19 protein-coding genes are annotated in these 23206 nt (G+C 40.1%); 15 read left to right on the forward strand and 4 right to left on the reverse strand.

The features are described from left to right. Positions 1-79 precede the first annotated feature (79 nt). The 7 genes from dnaA (at position 80) to CXF89_RS04370 (ending at position 9776) form a co-directional block, all read left to right on the forward strand. Positions 80-1468: a chromosomal replication initiator protein DnaA gene (gene dnaA, locus CXF89_RS04340; RefSeq protein ID WP_010555148.1), complete on the forward strand. Its 1389-nt coding sequence runs from the start codon at positions 80-82 to the stop codon at positions 1466-1468. A gap of 13 nt (positions 1469-1481) precedes the next feature. Further along, the gene (gene dnaN, locus CXF89_RS04345; RefSeq protein ID WP_010555149.1) at positions 1482-2585 is read left to right on the forward strand and encodes a DNA polymerase III subunit beta; all 1104 of its coding nucleotides are present in this window, start codon (positions 1482-1484) and stop codon (positions 2583-2585) included. A gap of 15 nt (positions 2586-2600) precedes the next feature. Then, complete coding sequence (gene recF / locus CXF89_RS04350; protein WP_008138030.1) at positions 2601-3695, forward strand: DNA replication/repair protein RecF; 1095 nt, start codon at positions 2601-2603, stop codon at positions 3693-3695. A 12-nt stretch (positions 3696-3707) separates the two neighbouring features. Continuing rightward, positions 3708-6134, forward strand: coding sequence for a DNA topoisomerase (ATP-hydrolyzing) subunit B (gyrB, locus tag CXF89_RS04355; RefSeq protein ID WP_121953910.1), 2427 nt, complete (start codon positions 3708-3710; stop codon positions 6132-6134). A 142-nt stretch (positions 6135-6276) separates the two neighbouring features. Beyond that, on the forward strand, positions 6277-7179 hold the full coding sequence (gene glyQ, locus CXF89_RS04360) for a glycine--tRNA ligase subunit alpha (RefSeq protein ID WP_121953911.1): 903 nt from the start codon (positions 6277-6279) through the stop codon (positions 7177-7179). Between the two features lie 2 nt (positions 7180-7181). Beyond that, positions 7182-9251, forward strand: coding sequence for a glycine--tRNA ligase subunit beta (gene glyS / locus CXF89_RS04365; RefSeq protein WP_121953912.1), 2070 nt, complete (start codon positions 7182-7184; stop codon positions 9249-9251). Positions 9252-9326: 75 nt separating this feature from the next. Next, complete coding sequence (locus CXF89_RS04370) at positions 9327-9776, forward strand: early set domain-containing protein (protein ID WP_010555151.1); 450 nt, start codon at positions 9327-9329, stop codon at positions 9774-9776. A gap of 199 nt (positions 9777-9975) precedes the next feature. Here CXF89_RS04370 and tusA read toward each other — a convergent pair whose 3' ends face one another. The 3 genes from tusA to fadB all read right to left on the reverse strand — a co-directional run bounded on the left by tusA (position 9976) and on the right by fadB (position 13865). Next, positions 9976-10215 (reverse strand): sulfurtransferase TusA, encoded by a 240-nt coding sequence (tusA, locus tag CXF89_RS04375; protein WP_007377644.1) that lies wholly within the window; start codon positions 10213-10215, stop codon positions 9976-9978. A gap of 316 nt (positions 10216-10531) precedes the next feature. Beyond that, a complete protein-coding gene (gene fadA / locus CXF89_RS04380; protein ID WP_007584192.1) occupies positions 10532-11701 on the reverse strand; it encodes an acetyl-CoA C-acyltransferase FadA in 1170 nt (389 codons plus the stop codon). A gap of 4 nt (positions 11702-11705) precedes the next feature. Continuing rightward, positions 11706-13865, reverse strand: coding sequence for a fatty acid oxidation complex subunit alpha FadB (gene fadB / locus CXF89_RS04385; protein WP_121953913.1), 2160 nt, complete (start codon positions 13863-13865; stop codon positions 11706-11708). Positions 13866-14057: 192 nt separating this feature from the next. Here fadB and CXF89_RS04390 point away from each other — a divergent pair, with 192 nt between their 5' ends. From CXF89_RS04390 to CXF89_RS04425, 8 genes are all read left to right on the forward strand, one after another. Next, positions 14058-15944, forward strand: coding sequence for a transglycosylase SLT domain-containing protein (locus CXF89_RS04390; RefSeq protein ID WP_121953914.1), 1887 nt, complete (start codon positions 14058-14060; stop codon positions 15942-15944). Between the two features lie 149 nt (positions 15945-16093). Beyond that, positions 16094-17416 (forward strand): Xaa-Pro dipeptidase, encoded by a 1323-nt coding sequence (gene pepQ, locus CXF89_RS04395; protein ID WP_121953915.1) that lies wholly within the window; start codon positions 16094-16096, stop codon positions 17414-17416. 88 nt (positions 17417-17504) lie between these two features. After that, complete coding sequence (locus CXF89_RS04400; RefSeq protein WP_101216558.1) at positions 17505-18119, forward strand: YigZ family protein; 615 nt, start codon at positions 17505-17507, stop codon at positions 18117-18119. A 96-nt stretch (positions 18120-18215) separates the two neighbouring features. Next, positions 18216-19667, forward strand: coding sequence for a TrkH family potassium uptake protein (locus tag CXF89_RS04405; protein ID WP_121953916.1), 1452 nt, complete (start codon positions 18216-18218; stop codon positions 19665-19667). A 44-nt stretch (positions 19668-19711) separates the two neighbouring features. Further along, entirely contained in the window at positions 19712-20371 is a 660-nt protein-coding gene (locus CXF89_RS04410; RefSeq protein ID WP_007584185.1) for a flagellar brake domain-containing protein, read from the forward strand. Between the two features lie 464 nt (positions 20372-20835). Then, entirely contained in the window at positions 20836-21048 is a 213-nt protein-coding gene (locus CXF89_RS04415) for an EF-hand domain-containing protein (protein ID WP_004335175.1), read from the forward strand. A gap of 140 nt (positions 21049-21188) precedes the next feature. Continuing rightward, positions 21189-21401 carry an EF-hand domain-containing protein gene (locus CXF89_RS04420; protein ID WP_004335174.1) on the forward strand — a complete coding sequence of 71 codons (213 nt, stop codon included), beginning with the start codon at positions 21189-21191 and terminating at the stop codon, positions 21399-21401. Positions 21402-21499: 98 nt separating this feature from the next. Beyond that, positions 21500-21715, forward strand: a complete 216-nt coding sequence (locus CXF89_RS04425) for an EF-hand domain-containing protein (protein WP_121953917.1) — start codon at positions 21500-21502, stop codon at positions 21713-21715. Positions 21716-21796: 81 nt separating this feature from the next. Here the strand turns inward: CXF89_RS04425 and trkA are convergent, their stop codons facing one another. Beyond that, the gene (gene trkA / locus CXF89_RS04430; RefSeq protein ID WP_004335170.1) at positions 21797-23173 is read right to left on the reverse strand and encodes a Trk system potassium transporter TrkA; all 1377 of its coding nucleotides are present in this window, start codon (positions 23171-23173) and stop codon (positions 21797-21799) included. Positions 23174-23206: the final 33 nt, after the last annotated feature.

A 23206-nucleotide genomic window follows, 5' to 3' on the forward strand; every position in this document is an offset into this window, starting at 1 on the left:
CATTTGAACGCAATAAATGTATGATTTATAATCATTAATGATGTGCGGGAATAAAAATTATATCTCTGGGAGTTTAACTGTGTATCTGTCGGTTTGGCAAAGTTGTTTATATGTATTGCAAGATGAGCTGCCTTCGCAGCAATTCAGTATGTGGGTAAGACCGCTACAAGCAGAAAGTACCGAAGATACCTTGACGATTTATGCACCTAATCGCTTTGTGCTTGATTGGGTGAGAGAAAAGTACCTAAATAGAATTAACGAATTACTAGTAGAGATTTGTGGTGTTGAAGCACCAAAACTACGTTTTGATGTAGGTAGTAAACCTTTATTAAATGCACAAGCTGCACCGGTTATAGAAACTCAATCGGCACCAAGTGCACACGCTTCAGCAAAACAACAGCCTCGCGAGCAAAAGCCAGTTGTTGAACCTGCACCTAAGTCAGGTTACAAATCTAACATTAAAGAAAACTATACTTTTGATAGCTTTGTTGAAGGTAAATCAAACCAATTAGCAAAAGCTGCGGCCACACAGGTTGCCGACAATCCTGGCTCTGCTTTTAATCCTGTATTTATATACGGTGGCACTGGTTTAGGTAAAACTCACTTATTACATGCAGTAGGTAATGGCATTATGGCAAATAAGCCAGATGCTAAAATTGTTTACATGCATTCAGAACGCTTTGTTCAAGACATGGTAAAGGCACTTCAAAATAATGCGATAGAAGAATTTAAGCGTTATTACCGTAGTGTTGATGCATTAATGATTGATGATATTCAATTTTTTGCTAACAAAGAGCGTTCACAAGAAGAATTTTTTCATACCTTTAATGCATTGCTTGAAGGCAACCAACAAATTATTTTAACCTCTGACCGTTACCCTAAAGAGATTGAAGGGGTCGAAGACAGGCTAAAATCACGTTTTGGTTGGGGATTAACAATTGCGATTGAGCCACCAGAGCTTGAAACACGCGTTGCTATTTTAATGAAAAAAGCCCAGCAAAGTAAGATTAACTTACCACACGAAGTTGCTTTTTTTATTGCCAAAAAATTACGTTCAAATGTTCGTGAGCTAGAGGGTGCACTTAACCGTGTAATCGCTAATGCGAACTTTACCGGTCGTCCTATTTCAATCGATTTTGTAAAAGAAGCGCTACGCGATTTACTTGCCTTGCAAGATAAACTGGTTACCATAGACAATATTCAGCGCACTGTTGCTGAGTACTATCGAATTCGTATATCAGACCTGTTATCTAAGCGCCGCAGCCGCTCTATAGCGAGGCCGCGCCAAGTAGCTATGGCCTTATCTAAAGAATTAACTAATCACAGCTTACCTGAGATTGGTGACGCATTTGGTGGACGCGATCATACGACCGTATTACATGCATGTCGTAAGATAAAATCACTACGTGACGAAAGCCACGAAATTAAAGAAGATTACCAAAACTTAATAAGAACATTGTCATCTTAGGGCTGACTTTATTATGCAAATAACAATATCAAGACAACAATTTTTAAAGCCATTGGTGCAAGTGTCGGGCGCAATAGAGCGCAAACACACGTTGCCAATTTTATCTAACGTTTTGTTAGTGGTAGAAAACGGACAACTTTCAATGACGGGTACTGACCTTGAAATTGAACTAGTTTCTGGCGTATTTGTAGGTGATGATATTGCCGATACAAAACTAACGTTACCCGCTAAAAAGTTACTCGATATTTGTAAAAGTCTACCAGATGGTTCAGACATTACTTTAAGCTTGCAAGAGCATCAATTACTTTTAACCAGTGGTAAAAGCCGTTTTTCATTGACGACTTTATCTGCTGATGATTTTCCTAATTTAGAAGAGTGGGACGGAGAGGTTGAATTTCAACTAACTCGTTTAGAGCTTCGTAAGTTACTCGAAAGCACGCATTTTTCGATGGCAAATCAAGACGTACGTTATTACTTAAATGGTATGTCGTTTGAAGTAGATAATACCGATATAAAAACAGTAGCAACAGATGGTCACCGTTTAGCTATAGCGCAAAAGCAATTAACGCAATCGCTTAATACACAACGTCAATTAATTATACCTCGCAAAGGTGTGCAAGAAATTATGCGCCTTATGGTAGCTGACGATGAATTGGTAACAATTCAGTTTGGTGCTAACCATATCCGTATTATTGATATTGAGTTTACATTTACAAGTAAACTGGTTGATGGGCGTTTTCCAGATTACCGTCGTGTATTACCACGTGGTGGCGACAAAGTAATTACAGCTAACCGAGAATGGTTACGTAATGCGTTCCAACGAGTGTCTATTTTATCTAATGAAAAGTTTCGTGGCGTACGCTTAAACTTATCAAATGGTTTATTAAAAATTACGGCCAACAACCCAGAGCAAGAACAAGCTGAAGAAGTTGTTGAAGTAAGTTACGAAGGTGCTGACCTAGAAATAGGGTTTAACGTGTCTTACGTATTAGACGTACTAAACACATTAAAAACAGAAGACGTACTATTTACATTAGCCGACTCAAACAGCAGTGCATTAATTGAAGGTGCAGGCGATGAAGAAGCAATGTACGTTGTTATGCCTATGCGTTTATAAGACTATAAATACATAATGAGCTTAAGTCATTTGAGCCTCAAATATTTTCGTAATATTGAGGCGCTGACGCTAGAACCAGTTAACGGCGTTAATATAATATATGGTGAAAATGGCAGCGGAAAAACCAGCCTTTTAGAGGCTATCTATTACCTTTCTCACGGCAAATCTTTTCGTACTCCAAAACACAAAAGTATTATCGCGCATCAGCAAGAGCAGTTTGTAATTCACGGGCGCAAAACAATACACGACTTATCTATTCCAATTGGTATTAGTAAAACTCAAACGGGTGAAACTAATTTAAAAATTCAAGGTAAGGCGAGCCGTAAAATATCCGAACTAGCTCAACTCATGCCAGTGCAAATTATTACACCAGAGAGCTATTCTTTATTTTTTGGTGGGCCTAAAGAGCGCAGAAAGTTTTTAGATTTAGGTTTGTTCCACGTGGAACATGAGTTCTTTTTTTTATGGCAATCGTTTAATAAAGTACTTAAACAACGTAATGCATTGTTAAAAACTAAGCCCAAGAATTATTTTGACCAAATTAAGTTTTGGGACAAAGAATTTGTTAGACTGGCTGAAGAAATAAATAAATTAAGATTGGCGTATATAAGTAGGTTTAAGCAGCAGTTTTTTGATAAAATGTGTGCAGAATTAACGCTTGTACGTGATTTAGAAATGACCTTTAATGCAGGCTGGAAAGAGACCGAATCTCTTGCAGATGCGTTAGAGCAAAACTTTGAGCGAGATGCTCGCCAAGGATTTACAAGTAAAGGCCCTCATAAGGCCGATTTTAGTTTTAGTGTCGCTGGCAACAGTGTGGAGAATACATTCTCACGCGGTCAATTGAAGTTACTATTATATGCGTTAAAAGTTACGCAAAATAGCTTAATTGAGTCAGAGACAGATAAGCAATCTATATTGCTAATAGATGATCTACCTTCAGAGTTAGGCGAAGATACAAAAGAGAAAGTGGGACAATTACTTGCTCACTGCAGTTCTCAAATTTTTATCTCTTCAATTTTGTCTGAAAGTATTTCTGCTGTGGTGGAACCCATGCAACGAGAACTACAAATGTTCCACGTGAAACATGGCAACCTAATAACAAGATAAGTGGGATTAACCATGTCTGAGAATTATGACTCGTCGAGTATTAAAGTACTTAAAGGATTAGACGCAGTAAGAAAGCGTCCTGGAATGTATATTGGGGACACCGATGATGGCACAGGCTTACACCACATGGTGTTTGAGGTCGTTGATAACTCGATCGATGAAGCCTTAGCAGGTCATTGTGATGATATTTATGTAACGATTCACTTAGACGGTTCTGTCTCAGTACGAGATAACGGTCGTGGTATTCCAACTTCTATCCATGAAGAAGAAGGCGTATCAGCAGCCGAAGTTATTATGACGGTACTTCATGCCGGTGGTAAGTTTGATGATAACTCTTATAAAGTATCAGGTGGCTTACACGGTGTTGGTGTTTCTGTTGTAAATGCACTTTCAGAAAAGCTAAAACTTACAGTTCGCCGTGAAGGTAAACTTCATGAGCAGTTTTACACTATGGGTGTTCCAGATGCACCTTTAGCTGTTATTGGCGAATCGGACACGACAGGTACAGAACTGCGTTTTTGGCCAAGTGGTGAAACATTCACAAACTTAGATTTTCATTACGAAATTTTAGCTAAGCGTTTACGCGAGCTTTCATTCCTAAATTCAGGTGTGAGCATCATTTTAAATGATGAACGTGAAGAAAATAAATCTGACCACTTTAAATACGAAGGCGGTATTCAAGCTTTCGTTGAATACTTAAACCGTAATAAAACACCTATACATAAAGGTGTATTCCATTTTACTCACGAACGTGAAGAAGATGGTATTAGCGTTGAAGTATCAATGCAGTGGAATGATGCATACCAAGAAAATATTTACTGTTTCACAAATAATATTCCACAACGTGATGGTGGTACTCACTTAGCCGGTTTTAGATCAGCGCTAACACGTACACTTAATAACTACATGGAAAAAGAAGGCTTTAACAAAAAAGCTAAAACAACCAGCAATGCTACCGGTGATGATGCCCGTGAAGGCTTAACGGCTGTTGTTAGTGTTAAAGTTCCTGATCCTAAGTTCTCATCGCAAACTAAAGACAAGCTTGTTTCAAGTGAAGTTAAGTCTGCAGTTGAACAAGCAATGGCTGAAAAATTCACTGAGTTTTTATTAGAAAACCCAACGGATGCCAAAATTGTTGTAGGTAAGATTATTGATGCCTCACGTGCTCGAGAAGCGGCGCGTAAAGCCCGTGAAATGACACGTCGTAAAGGTGCAATGGACTTAGCAGGCTTACCTGGTAAGCTAGCTGATTGCCAAGAAAAAGATCCTGCCCAATCTGAACTATATATAGTGGAAGGGGACTCTGCTGGCGGATCAGCCAAGCAGGGACGTAACCGAAAAAACCAAGCTATTCTTCCGCTTAAAGGTAAAATCTTAAACGTAGAAAAAGCACGTTTTGATAAAATGTTATCTTCGCAAGAAGTAGCAACACTAATTACTGCATTAGGGTGTGGTATTGGTCGTGACGAATATAATCCTGAGAAATTACGTTATCATCGCATTATAATCATGACCGATGCGGACGTGGATGGTTCTCACATTCGTACGTTACTATTAACATTCTTCTATCGTCAAATGCCTGAAATTGTAGAACGCGGCTATATTTATATTGCTCAACCACCACTTTATAAAGTGAAAAAAGGTAAGCAAGAGCGTTATATTAAAGATGATCCTGCATTAGTTGAATACCTAACATCGCTTGCTCTTAATGGTGCAGCGTTGTATGCAAGTACAGATGCACCTGCTCTTGAAGGTGAAGCACTAGAAGAAATCGTTCACGATTACCAAAATACAGTTAAGGTTATTGAGCGTTTAAAACGTAAATACCCTAACACGGTAATGGAACGCTTAATCTACCAAACAGAGTTGAAAACTGATGACCTTAAAGACGAAGCTAAAGTAATTGCTTGGACTAAAGTGTTGGTTGACGACCTGATTGCACGTGATGAAGATGCGACTATTTTCCATGCTGGTACAGAGCATGATGCTGAGCGTAATATGTATTACCCGGTTGTGAATATTCGTCAGCACGGTGTGGATAAAGCACACGTACTTCATTATGACTTTATTGCGTCACGTGACTACCAACGCATTGCTGTGACTGGTACTAACATCGCAAACATCCTTAGCGAAGGTGCATATATTCAACGTGGTGAGAAAACAAAACCTGTTGATAACTTTGTGGATGCTTTGGAATGGTTGATCACAGAATCGAAGCGCGGGATCTATATTCAACGCTATAAAGGACTGGGCGAAATGAACCCAAGCCAGCTTTGGGAGACCACAATGGATCCTAGTGCTCGTCGTATGTTACAAGTAACGATCGAGGATGCTGTTGGCGCGGATCAATTATTTGCGACCTTAATGGGTGACCAAGTAGAGCCTCGTCGTGAGTTTATTGAAAAGAACGCACTACGTGTAGTTAACTTAGACGTGTAAAAAATTGCTTACGTAGAAAAAAAGGAGCCTATTGGCTCCTTTTTTATTTTCTTCAATTACACAAACTGCTTAAAACCTGAGTGTACACACGGTATACTAAGGGTAATTTTCACGCTACTTCTTAGATAGTAAAAAGCCAAATATGCAAAAATATGACGTAAAAACCTTTCAAGGTTTGATCCTGGCTTTACAGGATTATTGGGCGCAGCAAGGCTGTGTCATTATTCAACCACTTGATATGGAAGTGGGCGCAGGGACATTTCACCCGCAAACTTTTTTAAAGTCTATTGGTCCAGAGCCAATGGCGAGTGCATACGTGCAACCGTGTCGTCGTCCTACCGATGGTCGCTACGGTGAAAATCCAAATCGATTACAACATTACTACCAATTCCAGGTAGCTTTAAAGCCATCGCCAGATAACATCCAGGAGCTTTATTTAGGCTCTTTAGCGGCTATGGGTATCGATACACTAACTCACGAAGTTCGCTTTGTAGAAGACAACTGGGAATCACCTACGTTAGGTGCGTGGGGCCTAGGTTGGGAAATTTGGTTAAACGGCATGGAAGTAACGCAGTTTACCTACTTCCAACAAGTTGGTGGTATTGAGTGTTCACCAGTAACGGGTGAGATCACTTACGGCCTAGAGCGTTTAGCAATGTACATTCAAGGCGTAGATAGTATTTACGATTTAGTATGGGCAGACGGTCCACTAGGGCGCGTAACCTACGGCGACGTGTTCCATCAAAATGAAGTAGAGCAGTCTACTTACAATTTTGAACACGCAAACGTAGAAGACTTATTTGCTCAGTTTGATAAATGTGAAGCAGAAAGCCAAAAGTTAATTGAAGCAAACTTACCACTACCGGCTTACGAGCAAGTAATGAAAGCATCGCACGCATTTAACTTACTAGACGCACGCCACGCAATTTCGGTAACCGAACGTCAACGTTATATTTTACGCGTTCGTGCGTTATCAAAAGCGTGTGCACAAAGTTACTATGACAAACGCGAAGCGCTTGGTTTCCCGCTGTGTAAGGATAAGTAAGTATGTCAGCACAAAATTTATTAGTAGAAATAGGCACAGAAGAGTTGCCACCAAAAGCACTGCGTAAATTAGCAGAAGCGTTTGCTGCAAACTTAACTGCAGAGCTTGAAACACTAGAATTAGCACACCAGGGCGTAAGCTGGTATGCATCGCCTCGTCGTTTAGGTTTACAAGTAAAAGCGCTTGAAGCTAAGCAACAAGACAAAGAAGTTGAAAAACGTGGTCCAGCAACTAAAGCTGCATTTGACGGTGACGGTAACCCAACAAAGGCAGCAATGGGTTGGGCACGTGGTTGTGGTATTGAAGTAAAAGATGCACAAACACTCGAAACAGACAAAGGCGCATGGTTATTGCACATTGCTAAAGTAGCAGGGAAAGAAACTAAAACGCTAATGACAGCTGCAATCACTAAAGCGCTAGCTAAATTACCAATACCTAAACCAATGCGTTGGGGCGCGAATAAAACACAATTTATTCGTCCTGTGCATACGGTAACTATTTTGTTTGGTGATGAGTTACTTGAAGGTGAGATCCTTGGTAAGAAAATAACTAACCAGCTTCAGGGTCATCGTTTTCATCACCCAGAAAAAATTAGCATAAACCATGCGGACGACGTTTTTGACGTACTTAAATCTGCCTACGTTATTGCTGATTACGAACAACGTAAAGCGCAAATTCGTACACAAATAGAAGAAGCTGCAAAAGCAGTTAACGCTATTGTTGCTATGGATGAAGATTTACTAGAAGAAGTAACATCACTTGTAGAGTGGCCAGTTACTTTAACGGCAACATTTGAAGAAGCATTTTTAGATGTACCAGCCGAAGCGTTAATCTATACCATGAAAGACGATCAAAAATACTTCCCGTTATTAGATCAAAACGGCAAACTTTTAAATAAATTTTTGTTTGTATCTAACATAGAAAGTAAAGATCCAAGTGTGGTTATTTCTGGTAACGAAAAAGTAGTGCGCCCGCGTTTAGCCGATGCACAGTTCTTCTTTGAAACAGATAAAAAGAAAACTCTAGAAAGCCGATTAGAATCGCTTGATAGCGTATTGTTCCAAAAGCAACTTGGTACGCTTAAAGATAAGTCTCAGCGTATTAGTGAACTTGCGGGTTACATTGCTGAGCAATTAGGTGCTGATAAAGTACTAGCACAGCGTGCAGGCTTATTAAGTAAAACTGACCTAATGACTGAAATGGTAATGGAATTTACCGACGTGCAAGGTGTAATGGGAATGCATTACGCTCGCCACGATGGTGAAGCCGAAGATGTAGCCGTAGCGCAAAACGAGCAGTACATGCCACGCTTTGCAGGCGACAACTTACCTACAAATTTAATTAGCTGTGCAGTAGCTATTGCTGATAAGTTTGATACGCTGGTGGGTATTTTTGGTATAGGCCAGGCACCTAAAGGTGACAAAGACCCATTTGCTCTTCGTCGTGCTGCTATTGGTGCACTTCGCATTATGGTAGAAAAAGAACTACCACTTGATATTTTAGACCTAGTAGCTAAATCGCAAACATTGTTTGGCGACAAGTTAACTAACTTAAATGTATCAACTGACGTATTTGAATTTATGCTAGGGCGCTTCCGTGCTTGGTATCAAGACGAAGGTATTGAAGTAGACGTAATTCAAGCAGTGCTTGCACGTCGTCCGACTAAACCTGTTGATTTTGATCGCCGTGTTAAAGCCGTAAGCCACTTCCGTACATTAGACGCAGCAGAAGCGCTTGCAGCAGCTAATAAGCGTGTAGGTAATATTCTGGCTAAAAACGACATTACCAGCCAAGGTAGTGTTGATGAGAGCTTATTAAGCGACGACGCTGAAAAAGTATTAGCATCACAAGTAGCAAAATTTGCCACTGACCTTGCACCACTTTACGCAGATGGAAACTACCAAGAAGCATTAAGCCAATTGGCAGGTATTCGCGAAAGTGTTGATAACTTTTTTGACAACGTAATGGTTATGGCCGACGATGAAGCTGTTAAGCAAAATCGTCTTGCGCTGCTAAGCCAGTTAAGCGGATTGTTTTTAGGTATTGCAGATATTTCTGTTTTACAAAAATAACACCGATTAGCAATTTTAAAAGCCAGCGTTTTGCTGGCTTTTTAGTTTTCACTGTATGCAAAGGAAACCCCATTGATGATTTCTATGAAACGAATTTTAACTTTAGCAATTGCTGGTTTACTTACTGCCTGTACAAGCCAAATTTCGATTAACGATGTATTGCCACAGCAAGAGCTTGACCGCACAATTTACTTACGTGGCGACTTTACACTGTGGGATGCAGAACCCCAGTATCAGTTTGCGCCAGTTGGACCCGCGCTTTATCAAGCGCAAGTTAAATTTAGTACGCCTGGTAAAGTGTACGAATTTAAAATAGCCGATGCCGATTTTAGTGAAGGCTACAACTGTGGTTACAGCGATGCACAACCAGCAGGACAAAGCCTAACACTCGGCCAGCCAGCTATCGCAGACTGTAATACTATTTATAACTACTTTAGTTTCACACCAGCAATCAAAGGCACATACATAGTAAGTATTGATTACAGTGACTACGACAAGCCACAAGTGACGATAACGAAGAAGTGATAGCTGTATTTTTAAAGCAGCCCGAGTGAATTAATGGATTTGTGACAAGGACGTTGTAGTGTTTATTCAACATTAACACCAAGGGGGGTTCGTAGGTTGGGTAGAGTGAAACGAAACCCAACATGTGTGGCGCATAAAACTATTTTGGTGGTTATTAAATACGTTGGGTTTCGTAAAACTCAACCCAACCTACGTTATTTTAAAGCCCTTTCTTAACCACATATCTATACGGTGCTTCTTCTGCATCTTTAGCCACCAGCGTGTGATCCATAAACGTACAAAAACTCGGAATGTCGCGAGTTGTTGACGGGTCATCAGCAGTTATTAATAACGTTTCACCATCACTCATTTTACGAATAGCAGCACGTACCATCATTACTGGCTCTGGACAGCGAAGGCCTATGGCATCTAATTGGTGATCGGGATTATCAAAGCTCATAATAAATTGACCTGTTTAATTAAAGTGATTGCTGCGTACGCGAGTGCTTAGGTATAGCAATTAATAAGTTTGGGAGTTTAACGCAATTTTAAGTGTAATTTAACTATTTTACTTATCTTAATATGCCCATTTCATTTGAAACATTATTGCTGCAAAACACGTTATTTAATAATACGCCCGATCACATAATTCCGTAATACTACATACTGGTGTTATAGCTGATAATTTTTACTAAATTAAAGCTAATAAAAAAGGCGAACTGAATAAAATCAGTCCGCCTTTTTAATCACCAAGATGGTTTACATGCTCAAACTAATTAGTCTTGAACACGTTCAAATACAGTGGCAATGCCTTGGCCTAAACCAATACACATAGTTGCTAAACCGTATCGTACATTTTTGTCTTCCATTAAGTGAATAAGCGATGTGCTAATACGCGAACCCGAACAACCCAGTGGGTGACCAAGTGCGATTGCGCCGCCATTTAAATTCACTTTTTCGTCAACAACATCCATTAACCCTAAATCTTTCATTACAGGTAATGATTGTGCTGCAAAGGCTTCGTTAAGCTCTACTACGCCTAAGTCATCAATTGTAATACCGGCTTGAGCAAGTGCTTTTTTACTTGCTGGTACTGGGCCGTAACCCATAATTGATGGATCGCAACCAGCGACTGCCATTGCTTTAATACGTGCACGAATTGGTAAACCAAGTTCTTTGGCTTTTTCTTCGCTCATTACTAACATTGCAGATGCGCCGTCAGAAAGCGCAGAAGAAGTACCGGCTGTTACCGTACCCGATGCAGGATTAAACACAGGGCGAAGCTTTGATAGGCCTTCTACTGTTGTTTCTGGGCGAATTACTTCGTCGTCTTCAACTAATATAAGCGAACCATCTGCTGCATGACCTTCCATTGCTAAAATTTCTCGGCGGAAACGGCCTTCAACAGTTGCCGCTTGTGCACGTTGATGTGAGCGGTAAGCAAATTCATCTTGTTGCTCACGGCTAATGCCATGAAGCGTTGCAAGGTATTCTGCTGTTAAACCCATTGAGCCCGATGCTTGTGCAATTGTTGTTGCAAGGCCTGGGTGAAAGTCGTTGCCGTGAGTCATAGGTACGTGACCCATGTGCTCAACACCACCAATTAGGTAAGTGTCGCCAGCGCCTGTCATTATTGCGCGTGCAGCGTCATGCAATGCTTGCATTGACGATCCACATAAACGGTTAACCGTTACAGCAGGTACGCTGTGTGGGATACCGGCAAGTAATGCTGCGTTACGTGCTACGTTAAAGCCTTGCTCTAATGTTTGCTGTACACAACCCCAATAAATATCGTCAATTGATGCTGGATCAACTGCTGGGTTGCGATCAAGTAAGCCTTTCATTAAATGTGCGCTTAAGTCTTCAGCACGTTTATGTTTGAATACACCACTTTTAGAGCGACCCATTGGTGTGCGGATACAATCTACAATTACTGGATTATTCATGATATTAACCTTCCACCTTATAGAAAACACGACCTTCTTCGGCCCACTTGCGAGTTTGCTCTGATACTTGGTAAATCGCACCTAGGTGAGCGTATTTGTCTGCTGCTGCAACAAAGTTAGCTAAACCAGTTTGATCTAAGTAACGGAACGCGCCGCCTCTAAATGGAGGGAAACCAACACCGTAAACTAATGCCATATCTGCTTCTTGCGCAGAGGCAACAATACCTTCTTGCAAGCACAGTAGCACTTCGTTGATCATTGGAATCATACAACGGTCGATGATTTCTTGTTTATCAAATTCTTTTGGTGCGTCTGTAATTGGGCTTAATAGCTCAATTGCTGTCTCGTCATGAGACTTTTTAAGACGACCGCGACGATCTGTTTCGTATTTGTAAAAACCGGCTTTGTTCTTTTGACCAAAACGTTTTTCGTTGGCAAAAATAGTCACAGGGTCTTTATCAGCACGAGCCATACGCTCAGGGAAACCGTCAGCCATTACGCCAGTACAATGGAACGCTGTATCAATACCTACAACATCAAGTAGGTAAGCCGGACCCATAGGCCAGCCAAATACATTTTCCATTACTTTATCTACTTTTGCAAAGTTAGCGCCTTCAACCACTAATTTGCTAAAACCTGCAAAATAAGGGAATAAAACACGGTTTACAAAGAAGCCTGGGCAATCGTTAACTACAATTGGTGATTTACCTAATTTAAGTGCGTAATCGACTACTGCATTAATTGTTTTATCTGACGTTTTAGCACCACGGATAATTTCTACTAATGGCATTTTTGGCACAGGGTTGAAAAAGTGCATACCACAAAAGTTTTCTGGCTTATCTAGCGCTTGTGCTAGTAAATCAATACAAATAGTTGATGTGTTTGAAGTAAGTACAGTGCCTTCTGGCATGGTCTTTTCAAGATCAGCGAGTACTGCTTGCTTAACTTTAGGGTTTTCTACAACGGCTTCAACAATAATGTTGGCACTTTGTAGGTCTGACGCGTTAAGTGTTGGCTTAATTTTGCTAAGTGTTGCCAACATTTTTTCCATTGGCATGTGGCCACGCTTAACTTTTGCACCTAATAACTTAGACGCTTCACCCATACCTAAATCAAGCGCATCTTGTTGGATGTCTTTCATTATAATAGGTGTGCCTTTATAAGCAGACTGGTATGCAATACCGCCACCCATAATACCAGCACCTAATACAGCGGCTTGTTTAATTTCTACATCGCTTTGTTTAGCAAATTTACGTGCTTTACCTTTAATGTATTGGTCAGCTAGGAATATACCTGTTTGTGCAGCTGCTTCTGGTGTACGTGCTAATTTAGCAAAGTTAGCGTTTTCGATTGCCATTGCTTCATCGCGAGTACAGTTTGCCGCTGCTTTAATAGTACGTACAGCCATAACCGGTGCAGGATAGTGGCCTTTGGTTTTACCCATTACCATACCTTCTGCCATAGCAAAGCTCATGCCTTGCTCAACACGGTTTAATTTAAGTGGCTGTAGTTTTACGTTGCGTTTTGCTTGCCAATCTAGCTTGCCAGCAATTGCCAGTTCAAGTGTTGATACACTTGACTCTAAAAGTTTGTCAGCACTAACTACCGCGTCAAACGCACCTACTTTAAGGGCATCTGCTGCGCGGTTTTCTGCGCCTGAGGTAATCCACATCATCGCGTTATCGGCGCCAATGATACGTGGTAAGCGCACTGTGCCACCAAAACCAGGCATTATGCCAAGTTTAACTTCTGGTAGGCCCATTTTAGCTGTTTCGCTTGCCACACGATAATCGGTAGCAAGTGCCCACTCACAACCACCGCCAAGTGCCATACCGTTTATAGCGCTTAGAGTTGGGAATGGTAAATCTTCGATTGCATCAAAAACGTCGGTTGCGTTTTTGATCCACACTACTAATTCTTCTTCAGGTTTAGTAAATGTAGGTAAAAATTCGAAGATATCGGCACCAATAATAAAGTGGTCTTTATCACTGGTAAAAATCATGCCTTTGATATCAGTATTGGCAGCTAATTCTTTTAATGCTGCTGCGCAATCTGAAAGAGTTTTTTGAGATAATGTGTTTACAGAACCTGCAACACAAAACTTAAACTCGGCGATGTTTTCCTTTAGGAAGCTAACTTCAAAGGAATCGCTTTTATATAACATTATTATTCTCCCTAGTTGACGAACTAAGACTGGTACGATGAGTTTGCATTTCAATCAGTGTGCTTGCTTTAAATTAAAAATGCAACGAAAAATTTAACTCGGTTACAATCGACTGGTTAAAATATAGCTGGTTTGGTGCTAAGGTGGTTGAAAAGTTTTTATTCACTACTTTAATTTTTATTAAAGGACATTATGAAAAAATATTTACTAAGTGTTGCGGCAGCTGCATTCATTTTCCCTCTTCACTCTGCCGAGGCAAGTATCGATAACGATGCCTTTTTAGATGCCGAAAAAAAAGTAAGGTACGGAAGTTACCAAGACTTTAAACAAGCGGTTAGTAACCTAAATCATCCGTTAAAACCGTATGTTGAAAAAACATATTGGCAACGTCACCCGAGTATTAAGCATCAGGCAGAGATAGAAGACTATTTAAATATATATCAGCATACACCGCTTGAGTGGCCTGTGCGCAAAGCGTGGTTGGAGTATTTAAAAGAGAACAATGAAAAAGCGGCGTATATACGCAACTACCGTGAAACTTCTAATACTGGGCTTACCTGTACTTATTTAGATTTTCAGCTCGACCTGGGCGCGCCTGAAAAGGCGATTCTAAATCAGGTGACCGACTTATGGGCCGTTGGTAAATCGCAACCTAATAGCTGTGATAGTTTGTTTTCTACGTGGCGTAAAAAAGGCTACATGAAAGAAGAAACGGTTTGGAAGCGTGTAACACTTGCTGCACAAGGCGGGACGCAAAGCTTATTACCTTACTTAAAAACTTTATTGCCAAGTAAGGATCGTTACTTAGCTGATTTATACTTAAAAGTGCGAAAAGATCCAAGCACGGCAGCTGGATTATATCGATATAAAAATAAGTCGGCTAAAGAAAGCCAAATAGCAATTTATGGTGTTAAACGCTTGGTTTGGCGCGATAAAGAGCTTGCTTTAAAAGCATGGGGAAAACTAGAAAAAATATTTAAGTATAGTGATGAAGATAAAGCTGACGTGTATTACACCTTTGCGTTGTCACTTGCTTCAAGCGGGCATAAGCAAGCGAGCTTTTGGCTAAATAAAGTGCCGAAAGAGCGATTAGACAGCAAGCTTATTCAATGGCAACTGGGCAATATGCTCAAAACCCAAGATTGGGAAGGGATTGCTGCGTTTTTTACAGGTAAAGAGGATTTAAGCCTTGGCCAGCAATATTGGTTAGCTTATAGCTATGCTAAACGTGGCGAGCAGCAAAAAGCAGACGATATTTGGAAAAAAGTAGCGGCTAATCGTGATTATTACGGCTTTTTAGCAGCAGCACGTTTAGGTTTGCCCGTTGATTTAAATAATCAACCTTTAGCAGTCGATAAGGTACTTGTAGATAAAGTAAGTAATGCACCTGGCTTTAAGCGTGCAAAAGCACTTTATGATATTGAGCGCTTTACGTCGGCGCGCCGTGAGTGGAATTATTTAACGGATACGTCTAGCGATGAAGAAAAGCTAGCAGCATCACAACTATCTACCGATTTAGGTTGGCACGACAGTACTATTTTTACTTTAGCAAAAATTAAAGCGTGGGATAACGTAGAGCAACGTTTTCCGTTTGCGTTTCAAGATGTTTTTGAGCGCTACAGTAAACGTAGCAAGATAGATATTGCCTGGAGTATTGCTATTGCAAGGCGCGAAAGCTCTTTTGCGCCAGATGCACGCTCGCATGCTAATGCGCGTGGTTTAATGCAGTTATTACCTAGTACTGCTGAGTATGTAAATAAAGGCAGTGTGACAAGTAGTCGTTTATATCAACCTAAAACAAATATTAGGTTAGGTACTAGTTACTTACAATACTTAAAAAAGAAAAACCATGGCAATGAAGTGCTGGCAACAGCTTCTTATAATGCAGGATATCATCGTATAAAGCGTTGGTTACCTGATGACGCTATTCCGGCTGAGTTATGGGTAGAGCTTATTCCGTATCGCGAAACCCGTGATTACGTAAAAAATGTATTTGCGTACAGGCAGGTTTACCATACAAGAATGGGCCGAGAAGGTAATGTATTAGCGCCGCTACTCGAAATGAAAATGGGCGGTTGAATATATGATACCAATCGACCAATAACTTAACACGATTGGTATAGGTATTAATAAGGGGGATGTTTACATGTTAAATATCCCCCTTTTTTGAGCGCTTAGTGTTTAAGTGGTAGACTCAGAGCAAGTTAAATTTAACAGATGGATTAACAATGGATAAATTAGCCGTTTTATACGCCGAACATATTGCAACACTGCAACAGCGTACTCGTACAATTTGTAATAGCGAAGGGTTAGAAGGATTAGTAATTCATTCAGGCCAAGCTAAGCGCCAGTTTTTAGATGATATGTATTATCCATTTAAAGTTAATCCACAGTTTAAAGCGTGGTTACCGGTTATTGACAATCCTCATTGCTGGATTGTGGTAAATGGCAGCGACAAACCAAAACTAATATTTTATCGTCCAGTAGATTTTTGGCATAAAGTACCAGACGAGCCTCGCGACTTTTGGGCTGAGTACTTTGATATAGAGCTATTACTTCAGCCTGATCAAGTTGAAAAGTTATTACCATACGATAAAGCTAAATACGCTTACATGGGCGAATATATTGAAGTAGCGCAAGCACTTGGTTTTAGTATTATGAACCCTGAGCCTGTACTTAACTATTTTCATTACCACCGCGCTTATAAAACGCAGTACGAACTTGAATGTTTACGCAACGCTAACCGCATTGCAGTAGATGGGCATAAAGCTGCACGCGACACATTCTTTAATGGTGGTAGCGAGTTCGATATTCAGCAAGCGTACTTAATGGCAACACGTCAAAGCGAAAATGAAATGCCGTACGGCAACATTGTTGCGCTTAACGAAAACTGCGCTATTTTGCATTACACGCACTTTGATCCAAAAGCGCCACACACTCATAACTCATTTTTAATTGATGCTGGTGCAAACTTTAATGGTTATGCCGCTGATATTACTCGTACGTATGATTTTAAAAAGCAGGGTGAGTTTGCTGAGCTTGTACAAGCGATGACGGTTCAACAAATCGAGTTAGGTAAAGGTTTAAAGCCGGGTATGCTTTATGGTGATTTACACGTTGAATGCCATAACCGTATTGCACAAATACTCAGTGACTTTAAAATTGTTAACCTACCAGCGACAGAAATTGTTGAGCGTAAAATTACCTCTACTTTCTTCCCACATGGGCTAGGGCATCATCTTGGTTTACAAGTGCATGATATGGGCGGTTTTATGAGTGACGAAAAGGGCACACATCAACCATCGCCTGAAGGGCATCCGTTCTTGCGTTGTACTCGCCTGATTGAAAAAAACCAAGTGTTTACCATTGAGCCAGGCTTATATTTTATTGATTCACTGCTTGGTGATTTAGCGCAAACCGATAATAAGCAGTTTATTAATTGGGAAAAGATTGAGTCATTTAAACCATTTGGCGGTATTCGTATTGAAGACAACGTTATTGTTCACGAAGATAGCTTAGAGAATATGACACGAGATTTAGCGCTCGATTAATTCTAGTTAACACTAATTAGTTTATACACGTTAAAATACGTACATTATTTAAAGGGGCCTTTTGGCCCCCTTTTTACAAGTTTAAAATATGCCTGAATATAAATATCCCGCTGCTGACGTTTTTCATCAAGAAGAAATTAAAAAAAGTACGTTTATAGTTCACATTGCACATACCCCCGATTTAAATTCAGCTAAAGCATTTATTAAAAGCATTGAAGAAAAGTATAGCGATGCGCGTCATAACTGCTGGGCACATGTGGCAGGCAACCCCGGTGGCAGCCATGTTTATGGTTTTTCGGACGATGGTGAACCAAATGGCACTGCAGGAAAACCTATGTTAAATGTGCTGGTGGGTTCAGGCCTTGGCGAAATCACAGCTGTTGTTACACGTTACTTTGGCGGAATAAAATTAGGCACGGGCGGATTAGTACGTGCTTATGGTGGCTCATTAAATAATGCATTAGTAAAATTGCAAACGGTACTTAAAGTTCCCAGTGTTGAAATTACAGGGAGTAGTGAGTACAGCATGCAAGGTGCGATTGAGCAGTTATTAAAAACAAAGTATCAAGTGCTTAATATTGATAAGCAATTTACTGCTAATATTGAATGGGTGATTACAATAGATAGCCGCGAAGCTCAGCAAGCAATCAAAGATATTTTTGATTTAAGTCACGGCGCAGTTGAGTTAACTATTAAAGAGTAATAACCTACACAAATTGCATGTAATGCATACTGACCCTATTTAATTTGGTTGATACTACTCAGCCTGAATTTACTAATAATAAAAGCGACAAGCTAAATGCAATTTCGTACCATCATAAAAATTCTTGGCCAACTTGTTGCGCTGTTTAGTATTACCATGGTGCCTCCGGCACTGGTGTCTTTAATATATAAAGACGGTGGTGGTGTTCCTTTTGTTTTAGCATTTATCTTTAGTGTTGTTATTGGCATGATGGCTTATTACCCAAACCGCCATGAAAACGGTGACTTAAAAGCGCGTGAAGGCTTTTTAATTGTTGTTTTGTTTTGGCTGGTACTTGGGGCGTTTGCGTCCTTGCCGCTTATATTTTTACAAGAACCTAATTTATCGCTCGCCGATGCGGTGTTTGAAGCATTCTCTGGCTTAACAACAACAGGCGCTACAGTACTTACCGGTATTGAGTACTTACCCAAGTCGGTGTTGTTTTATCGCCAGCAACTCCAGTGGTTTGGCGGTATGGGTATAATCGTACTCGCTGTTGCTATACTCCCCATGCTAGGTGTTGGTGGTATGCAGTTATATCGCGCTGAAATACCTGGGCCTGTAAAAGATTCCAAAATGACCCCGCGAATTGCCGATACAGCAAAGCACCTTTGGTATATTTATGTGTCACTGACTATTGCTTGTATGCTGGCTTATTGGGCAGCAGGGATGGAGTGGTTTGATGCGATATGTCATGCATTCTCAACGGTCGCGATAGGTGGTTTTTCTACTTACGATGCTTCCATGGGGCACTTTGACAGCCCTGTAATTAACTTTATTTGTGTGTTCTTTTTAATTATTGCCGCTGTTAACTTCTCCCTGCACTACGCGGCAGTGGCGAGTCGAAACGTACAAGTTTATATTCGAGACCCTGAGTTTAAGGTATTTTTGTGTATTCAATTAGCGCTGGTGGTTATTTGTTTTACCGTACTTTCCTCTAACGAAATATTTGCTAATGGCGATGAAACCCTCGATCAGGCGTTATTTCAGGCTGTTTCTATGAGTACAACAGCAGGCTTTGCTACTGATAACTTTTCAACATGGCCTTTGTTTTTACCTATTTTACTTATATTTTCGAGCTTTATTGGTGGCTGTGCAGGCTCTACTGGTGGTGGTATGAAAGTAGTGCGCGTGTTCTTACTGTACTTGCAGGGTGTGCGTGAGCTTAATCGTTTGGTGCACCCACGGGCTATATATTCAATCAAGCTGGGTCGAAAGGCGTTGCCAGACAAAGTAGTAGAAGCCGTGTGGGGATTTTTCTCTGCATATGCGTTGGTGTTTATTATTATTATGTTAGCGCTTATGGGCACGGGTATGGATAACATAACTGCGTTCTCAGCCACTGCGGCTTGTTTAAATAACTTAGGTCCAGGTCTGGGGGATGTAGCATCGCATTATGGCGCTATAACCGATGGTGCTAAATGGTTGCTTACCATTGCAATGGTGTTTGGTCGTTTAGAAATATTTACTTTATTAGTGTTATTTACGCCTACTTTTTGGCGTGGATAAACGAGCGGCTTAAGTTTTAAATTACGAACTATTGGGAAAGGGATATGCCAACAAATTTAGAAAAGCTAAAGCATATAAGTGTAGGCAGCTTAGTCGACCTAGAAATATTAACACCTACAAGCAGTAAGCGTGTTAAAACTGAATTAGTTGGTTTACTCGATAAACAGTTTATTATTTTAAATTATCCCAATGCAAAGCGTTTACCTGCGGCGAGTGACTATTTACGTGATGGCGTAATGGTTGTTGTAAGAGCGCTTATTGAAGGTAGTGGTGGGCAAGTTATTGCGTTTCGCCAGCAAATTATGTCGGTAGCCTCTCATCCCGCTAAACTCGTGTTTATAAACTTTCCAAAGCAAGTGCAGTTATTTGCGCTACGCTCACAAACACGCATACCTACCTTATTACCTGCAAAGCTAAAACTAAGTGACGATAGGGTACTTGAAGGCCTTATTAAAGACATTTCACTCACTGGTGTAATGTTTGATATTAGAGGCGATCAGCAAGTTGAAAGTATTAAAGATATGCAATGCACTGTCGTACTTAATAGCAGTGATAAAGATTTTGAAGGTGAAATTTGCAGTGTTAAAGAGCATGCCGCAGGTGTGCACTGTGGAATTAAGCTACTAGCAAGCGAGGATGAAATGAAAGCCTTTATGAAAGAGCATTTTATAGACCCTTCTGCGCTTGAGCCTACCGTTGAATAAATAGGTTTTCGCTTATTTGCAACAAAAAGGCATTTTACGTCAGTATTTATAAAATGTTTTTTTCTCTTTCATAATTAAAATTATTATTTAAATAAAACAAATGATTACGTATTATTTTTTACAGCTTATTTTTTGTTATTAAAGCTTCCTCGTTAAAATTTATCTCAATTATTCTTTTAAATCCCTCCTTTTAAAACCATACATTTAAAAATGTATCTTTTTATATAAACATAACTATATGTTTTTAATGGTTTTAATGTAGACCCTTTAAAACGTGTTGCTAAAGGGCAACAATGATTATTCTAAAAACGCCTTCTTGTTGTACGTTTTGAATTTAACTCATTGAAAATTATTGACTTTTAAATGTTGGCATCTAAGTTGTAATAGTCTAAGTGTACTGAACGAAATCGTGATTCAAAGTGAAATACTTAATCGCACACACATAAATTTGAAGGATACATATTATGAAAAGCATTAATAAAACTTTAGCACTTATCGCTATTGCATCTTCTTCAGCCGCTTTTGCTGCAACAGATTTTGACACACTGGATGTAGACGGCAGTGGCACAATTAGCCAAGCAGAAGCATCAGTTGATGCAAAGCTAATGAGCATGTTTTCTGAGCTTGATACTGACCAAAATGGTGAGTTATCAAAAGAAGAATTTTCAGAAGCTTAATTAAAAAGTATTTATCCTGAGTTGCCAAAGACAACCTAAGTAGGCAAGGGAGCTTACGAAAGAGGATAACTAGGAAGTGAAAAATTACGTTTTAAGTTAAACGAAGCAATTTTTTTGATAGAACATTGAAGGATTAAGTTATGAAACATTTAAATAAAGCATTAGCACTTATAGTACTAGCATCTTCTTCCGCTGCATTTGCAGCATCAGATTTTGACAGCCTTGATATCGATGGTAGCGGCACAATTAGCCCAAGCGAAGCGGCAGTCGATACCGATTTAATGGCTGAATTTATTGAGCTAGATACCGACGGTAGCGGCGAGCTTTCTAAAGAAGAATTCGCTAATTACTAATTACTAATTACTAATTACTAATTAATCTTTTCAGATTAAACATTTTTCACAGTCAGGGATCTTTGAAAAGGACTTCCCATATTACTAGGAATATTATTATGAAAACATTAAATACAACACTTGTAGTTATCGTTTTAGCATCTTCATCAGCAGCATATGCCGCAGTAGATTTTGCCTCTTTTGATGCAGATGGTAACGGTGCTATTACAATGGAAGAAGCAAAGGTTAACCCTCAGCTTGTAAAGATTTTTGATGATTTGGATACTGATGGTAATGGTGAAATCTCTAAAGAAGAGTTTTCAAAAGTACAGTAATCAATATTTAAGCATACTCCATTAAAGCCGCCTTAGTCAGCGGCTTTTTTGTGTATTAAATTAACTGATTAGAGTAACTAGTTAAAGGAATATAGCACTTACTTGGAATAGTTTTTCTACAACGGTAATGTGTTTTTTGTCGATTAAAAACATGATGACATGATCGCCCGACATAATAATTGTATCATCGTGAGCTATCAGCACATCGTCATTACGTACTATTGCCCCAATGGTTGTACCTGCAGGAAGTTTTATGTCGGCAATCGCACGACCAACCACTTTAGATGTGTTTTCATCACCATGAGCAACCGCTTCAATGGCTTCCGCTGCGCCTTTACGCAGTGAATACACGTTAACAATATCACCACGGCGTACGTGCGTTAATAACGCTGATATAGTTGCTTGTTGTGGCGATATGGCAATATCTATTTCGCCGCCTTGTACCAAATCAACGTAAGCTCCACGTTGAATAAGTACCATGGTTTTTTGTGCGCCCATACGTTTTGCAAGCATGGCCGACATAATGTTTGCTTCATCGTCGTTAGTTACGGCAATAAATACATCGACTTGTTCAATATGCTCTTCTGAGAGCAGTTCTTGATCAGATGCGTCACCACAAAAAACGACCGTGTTATCGAGCATTTCTGAGAGTTGCTCGGCACGTTCTTTACTGCGTTCAATTAGTTTAACGGTGTGGTTTTTTTCAAGTGAGCGGGCAAGGCCTGCCCCAATGTTACCGCCACCAGCTATCATAATTTTTTTGTACGAACGCTCAAGTTTTTGTAGCTCGTTCATTACCGCGCGTATATGTTTTGTAGCGGCAATAAAGAATACTTCGTCATCGGCTTCAATAACGGTGGTACCCAGTGGTTTGATTGCTTTACCTTGACGATAAATAGCGGCAACACGAGTTTCTACATTAGGAATATGTTCTTTAAGTGCAGATAACGCATAACCTACTAATAAACCCCCATAGTAAGCTTTTACGGCTACTAACGAGAGCATGCCATCAGCAAACTGCAATACTTGCAGAGCACCAGGGTAGTCAATTAAACGGCGAATATACTTAGTGACCAGTGCTTCGGGGGCAATGTAATGATCGATTGGTAAATCATCGTTTTGAAATAGTTTTTCGCGGTATTTTAAATATTGCTCTGAGCGAATGCGGGCAATTTTAGTGGGCGTTTTAAAAATACTGTACGCCACTTGGCATGCAACCATGTTCACTTCATCTGAACTGGTTACTGCTATAATCATATCGGCATCTTCAGCGCCTGCACGGCGTAATACATCAGGATGCGCGCTGTGGCCCATAACCCCTTGTAAGTCGTACTTATCTTGAAGTTCACGTAATCGGTTACCGTCTATATCAACAACGGTAATTTCGTTTTGTTCGCCAACTAAGTTTTCAGCAAGCGTAGCACCAACTTGCCCGGCACCGAGTATAATTATTTTCATTATTTACCCGTGGTATTGATCATAATTTAATTA

This window comes from Pseudoalteromonas sp. MelDa3, assembly GCF_002863625.1.
GTDB lineage: Bacteria > Pseudomonadota > Gammaproteobacteria > Enterobacterales > Alteromonadaceae > Pseudoalteromonas > Pseudoalteromonas arctica.

What these genes read in the sequence shown, in the direction of transcription:
- dnaN (WP_010555149.1), top strand. Translation starts at nt 1,482, where the DNA reads ATGCAAATAACAATATCAAGACAACAATTTTTAAAGCCATTGGTGCAA.
- recF (WP_008138030.1), top strand. Translation starts at nt 2,601, where the DNA reads ATGAGCTTAAGTCATTTGAGCCTCAAATATTTTCGTAATATTGAGGCG.
- gyrB (WP_121953910.1), top strand. Translation starts at nt 3,708, where the DNA reads ATGTCTGAGAATTATGACTCGTCGAGTATTAAAGTACTTAAAGGATTA.
- glyQ (WP_121953911.1), top strand. Translation starts at nt 6,277, where the DNA reads ATGCAAAAATATGACGTAAAAACCTTTCAAGGTTTGATCCTGGCTTTA.
- glyS (WP_121953912.1), top strand. Translation starts at nt 7,182, where the DNA reads ATGTCAGCACAAAATTTATTAGTAGAAATAGGCACAGAAGAGTTGCCA.
- CXF89_RS04370 (WP_010555151.1), top strand. Translation starts at nt 9,327, where the DNA reads ATGATTTCTATGAAACGAATTTTAACTTTAGCAATTGCTGGTTTACTT.
- tusA (WP_007377644.1), bottom strand. Translation starts at nt 10,215, where the DNA reads ATGAGCTTTGATAATCCCGATCACCAATTAGATGCCATAGGCCTTCGC.
- fadA (WP_007584192.1), bottom strand. Translation starts at nt 11,701, where the DNA reads ATGAATAATCCAGTAATTGTAGATTGTATCCGCACACCAATGGGTCGC.
- fadB (WP_121953913.1), bottom strand. Translation starts at nt 13,865, where the DNA reads ATGTTATATAAAAGCGATTCCTTTGAAGTTAGCTTCCTAAAGGAAAAC.
- CXF89_RS04390 (WP_121953914.1), top strand. Translation starts at nt 14,058, where the DNA reads ATGAAAAAATATTTACTAAGTGTTGCGGCAGCTGCATTCATTTTCCCT.
- pepQ (WP_121953915.1), top strand. Translation starts at nt 16,094, where the DNA reads ATGGATAAATTAGCCGTTTTATACGCCGAACATATTGCAACACTGCAA.
- CXF89_RS04400 (WP_101216558.1), top strand. Translation starts at nt 17,505, where the DNA reads ATGCCTGAATATAAATATCCCGCTGCTGACGTTTTTCATCAAGAAGAA.
- CXF89_RS04405 (WP_121953916.1), top strand. Translation starts at nt 18,216, where the DNA reads ATGCAATTTCGTACCATCATAAAAATTCTTGGCCAACTTGTTGCGCTG.
- CXF89_RS04410 (WP_007584185.1), top strand. Translation starts at nt 19,712, where the DNA reads ATGCCAACAAATTTAGAAAAGCTAAAGCATATAAGTGTAGGCAGCTTA.
- CXF89_RS04415 (WP_004335175.1), top strand. Translation starts at nt 20,836, where the DNA reads ATGAAAAGCATTAATAAAACTTTAGCACTTATCGCTATTGCATCTTCT.
- CXF89_RS04420 (WP_004335174.1), top strand. Translation starts at nt 21,189, where the DNA reads ATGAAACATTTAAATAAAGCATTAGCACTTATAGTACTAGCATCTTCT.
- CXF89_RS04425 (WP_121953917.1), top strand. Translation starts at nt 21,500, where the DNA reads ATGAAAACATTAAATACAACACTTGTAGTTATCGTTTTAGCATCTTCA.
- trkA (WP_004335170.1), bottom strand. Translation starts at nt 23,173, where the DNA reads ATGAAAATAATTATACTCGGTGCCGGGCAAGTTGGTGCTACGCTTGCT.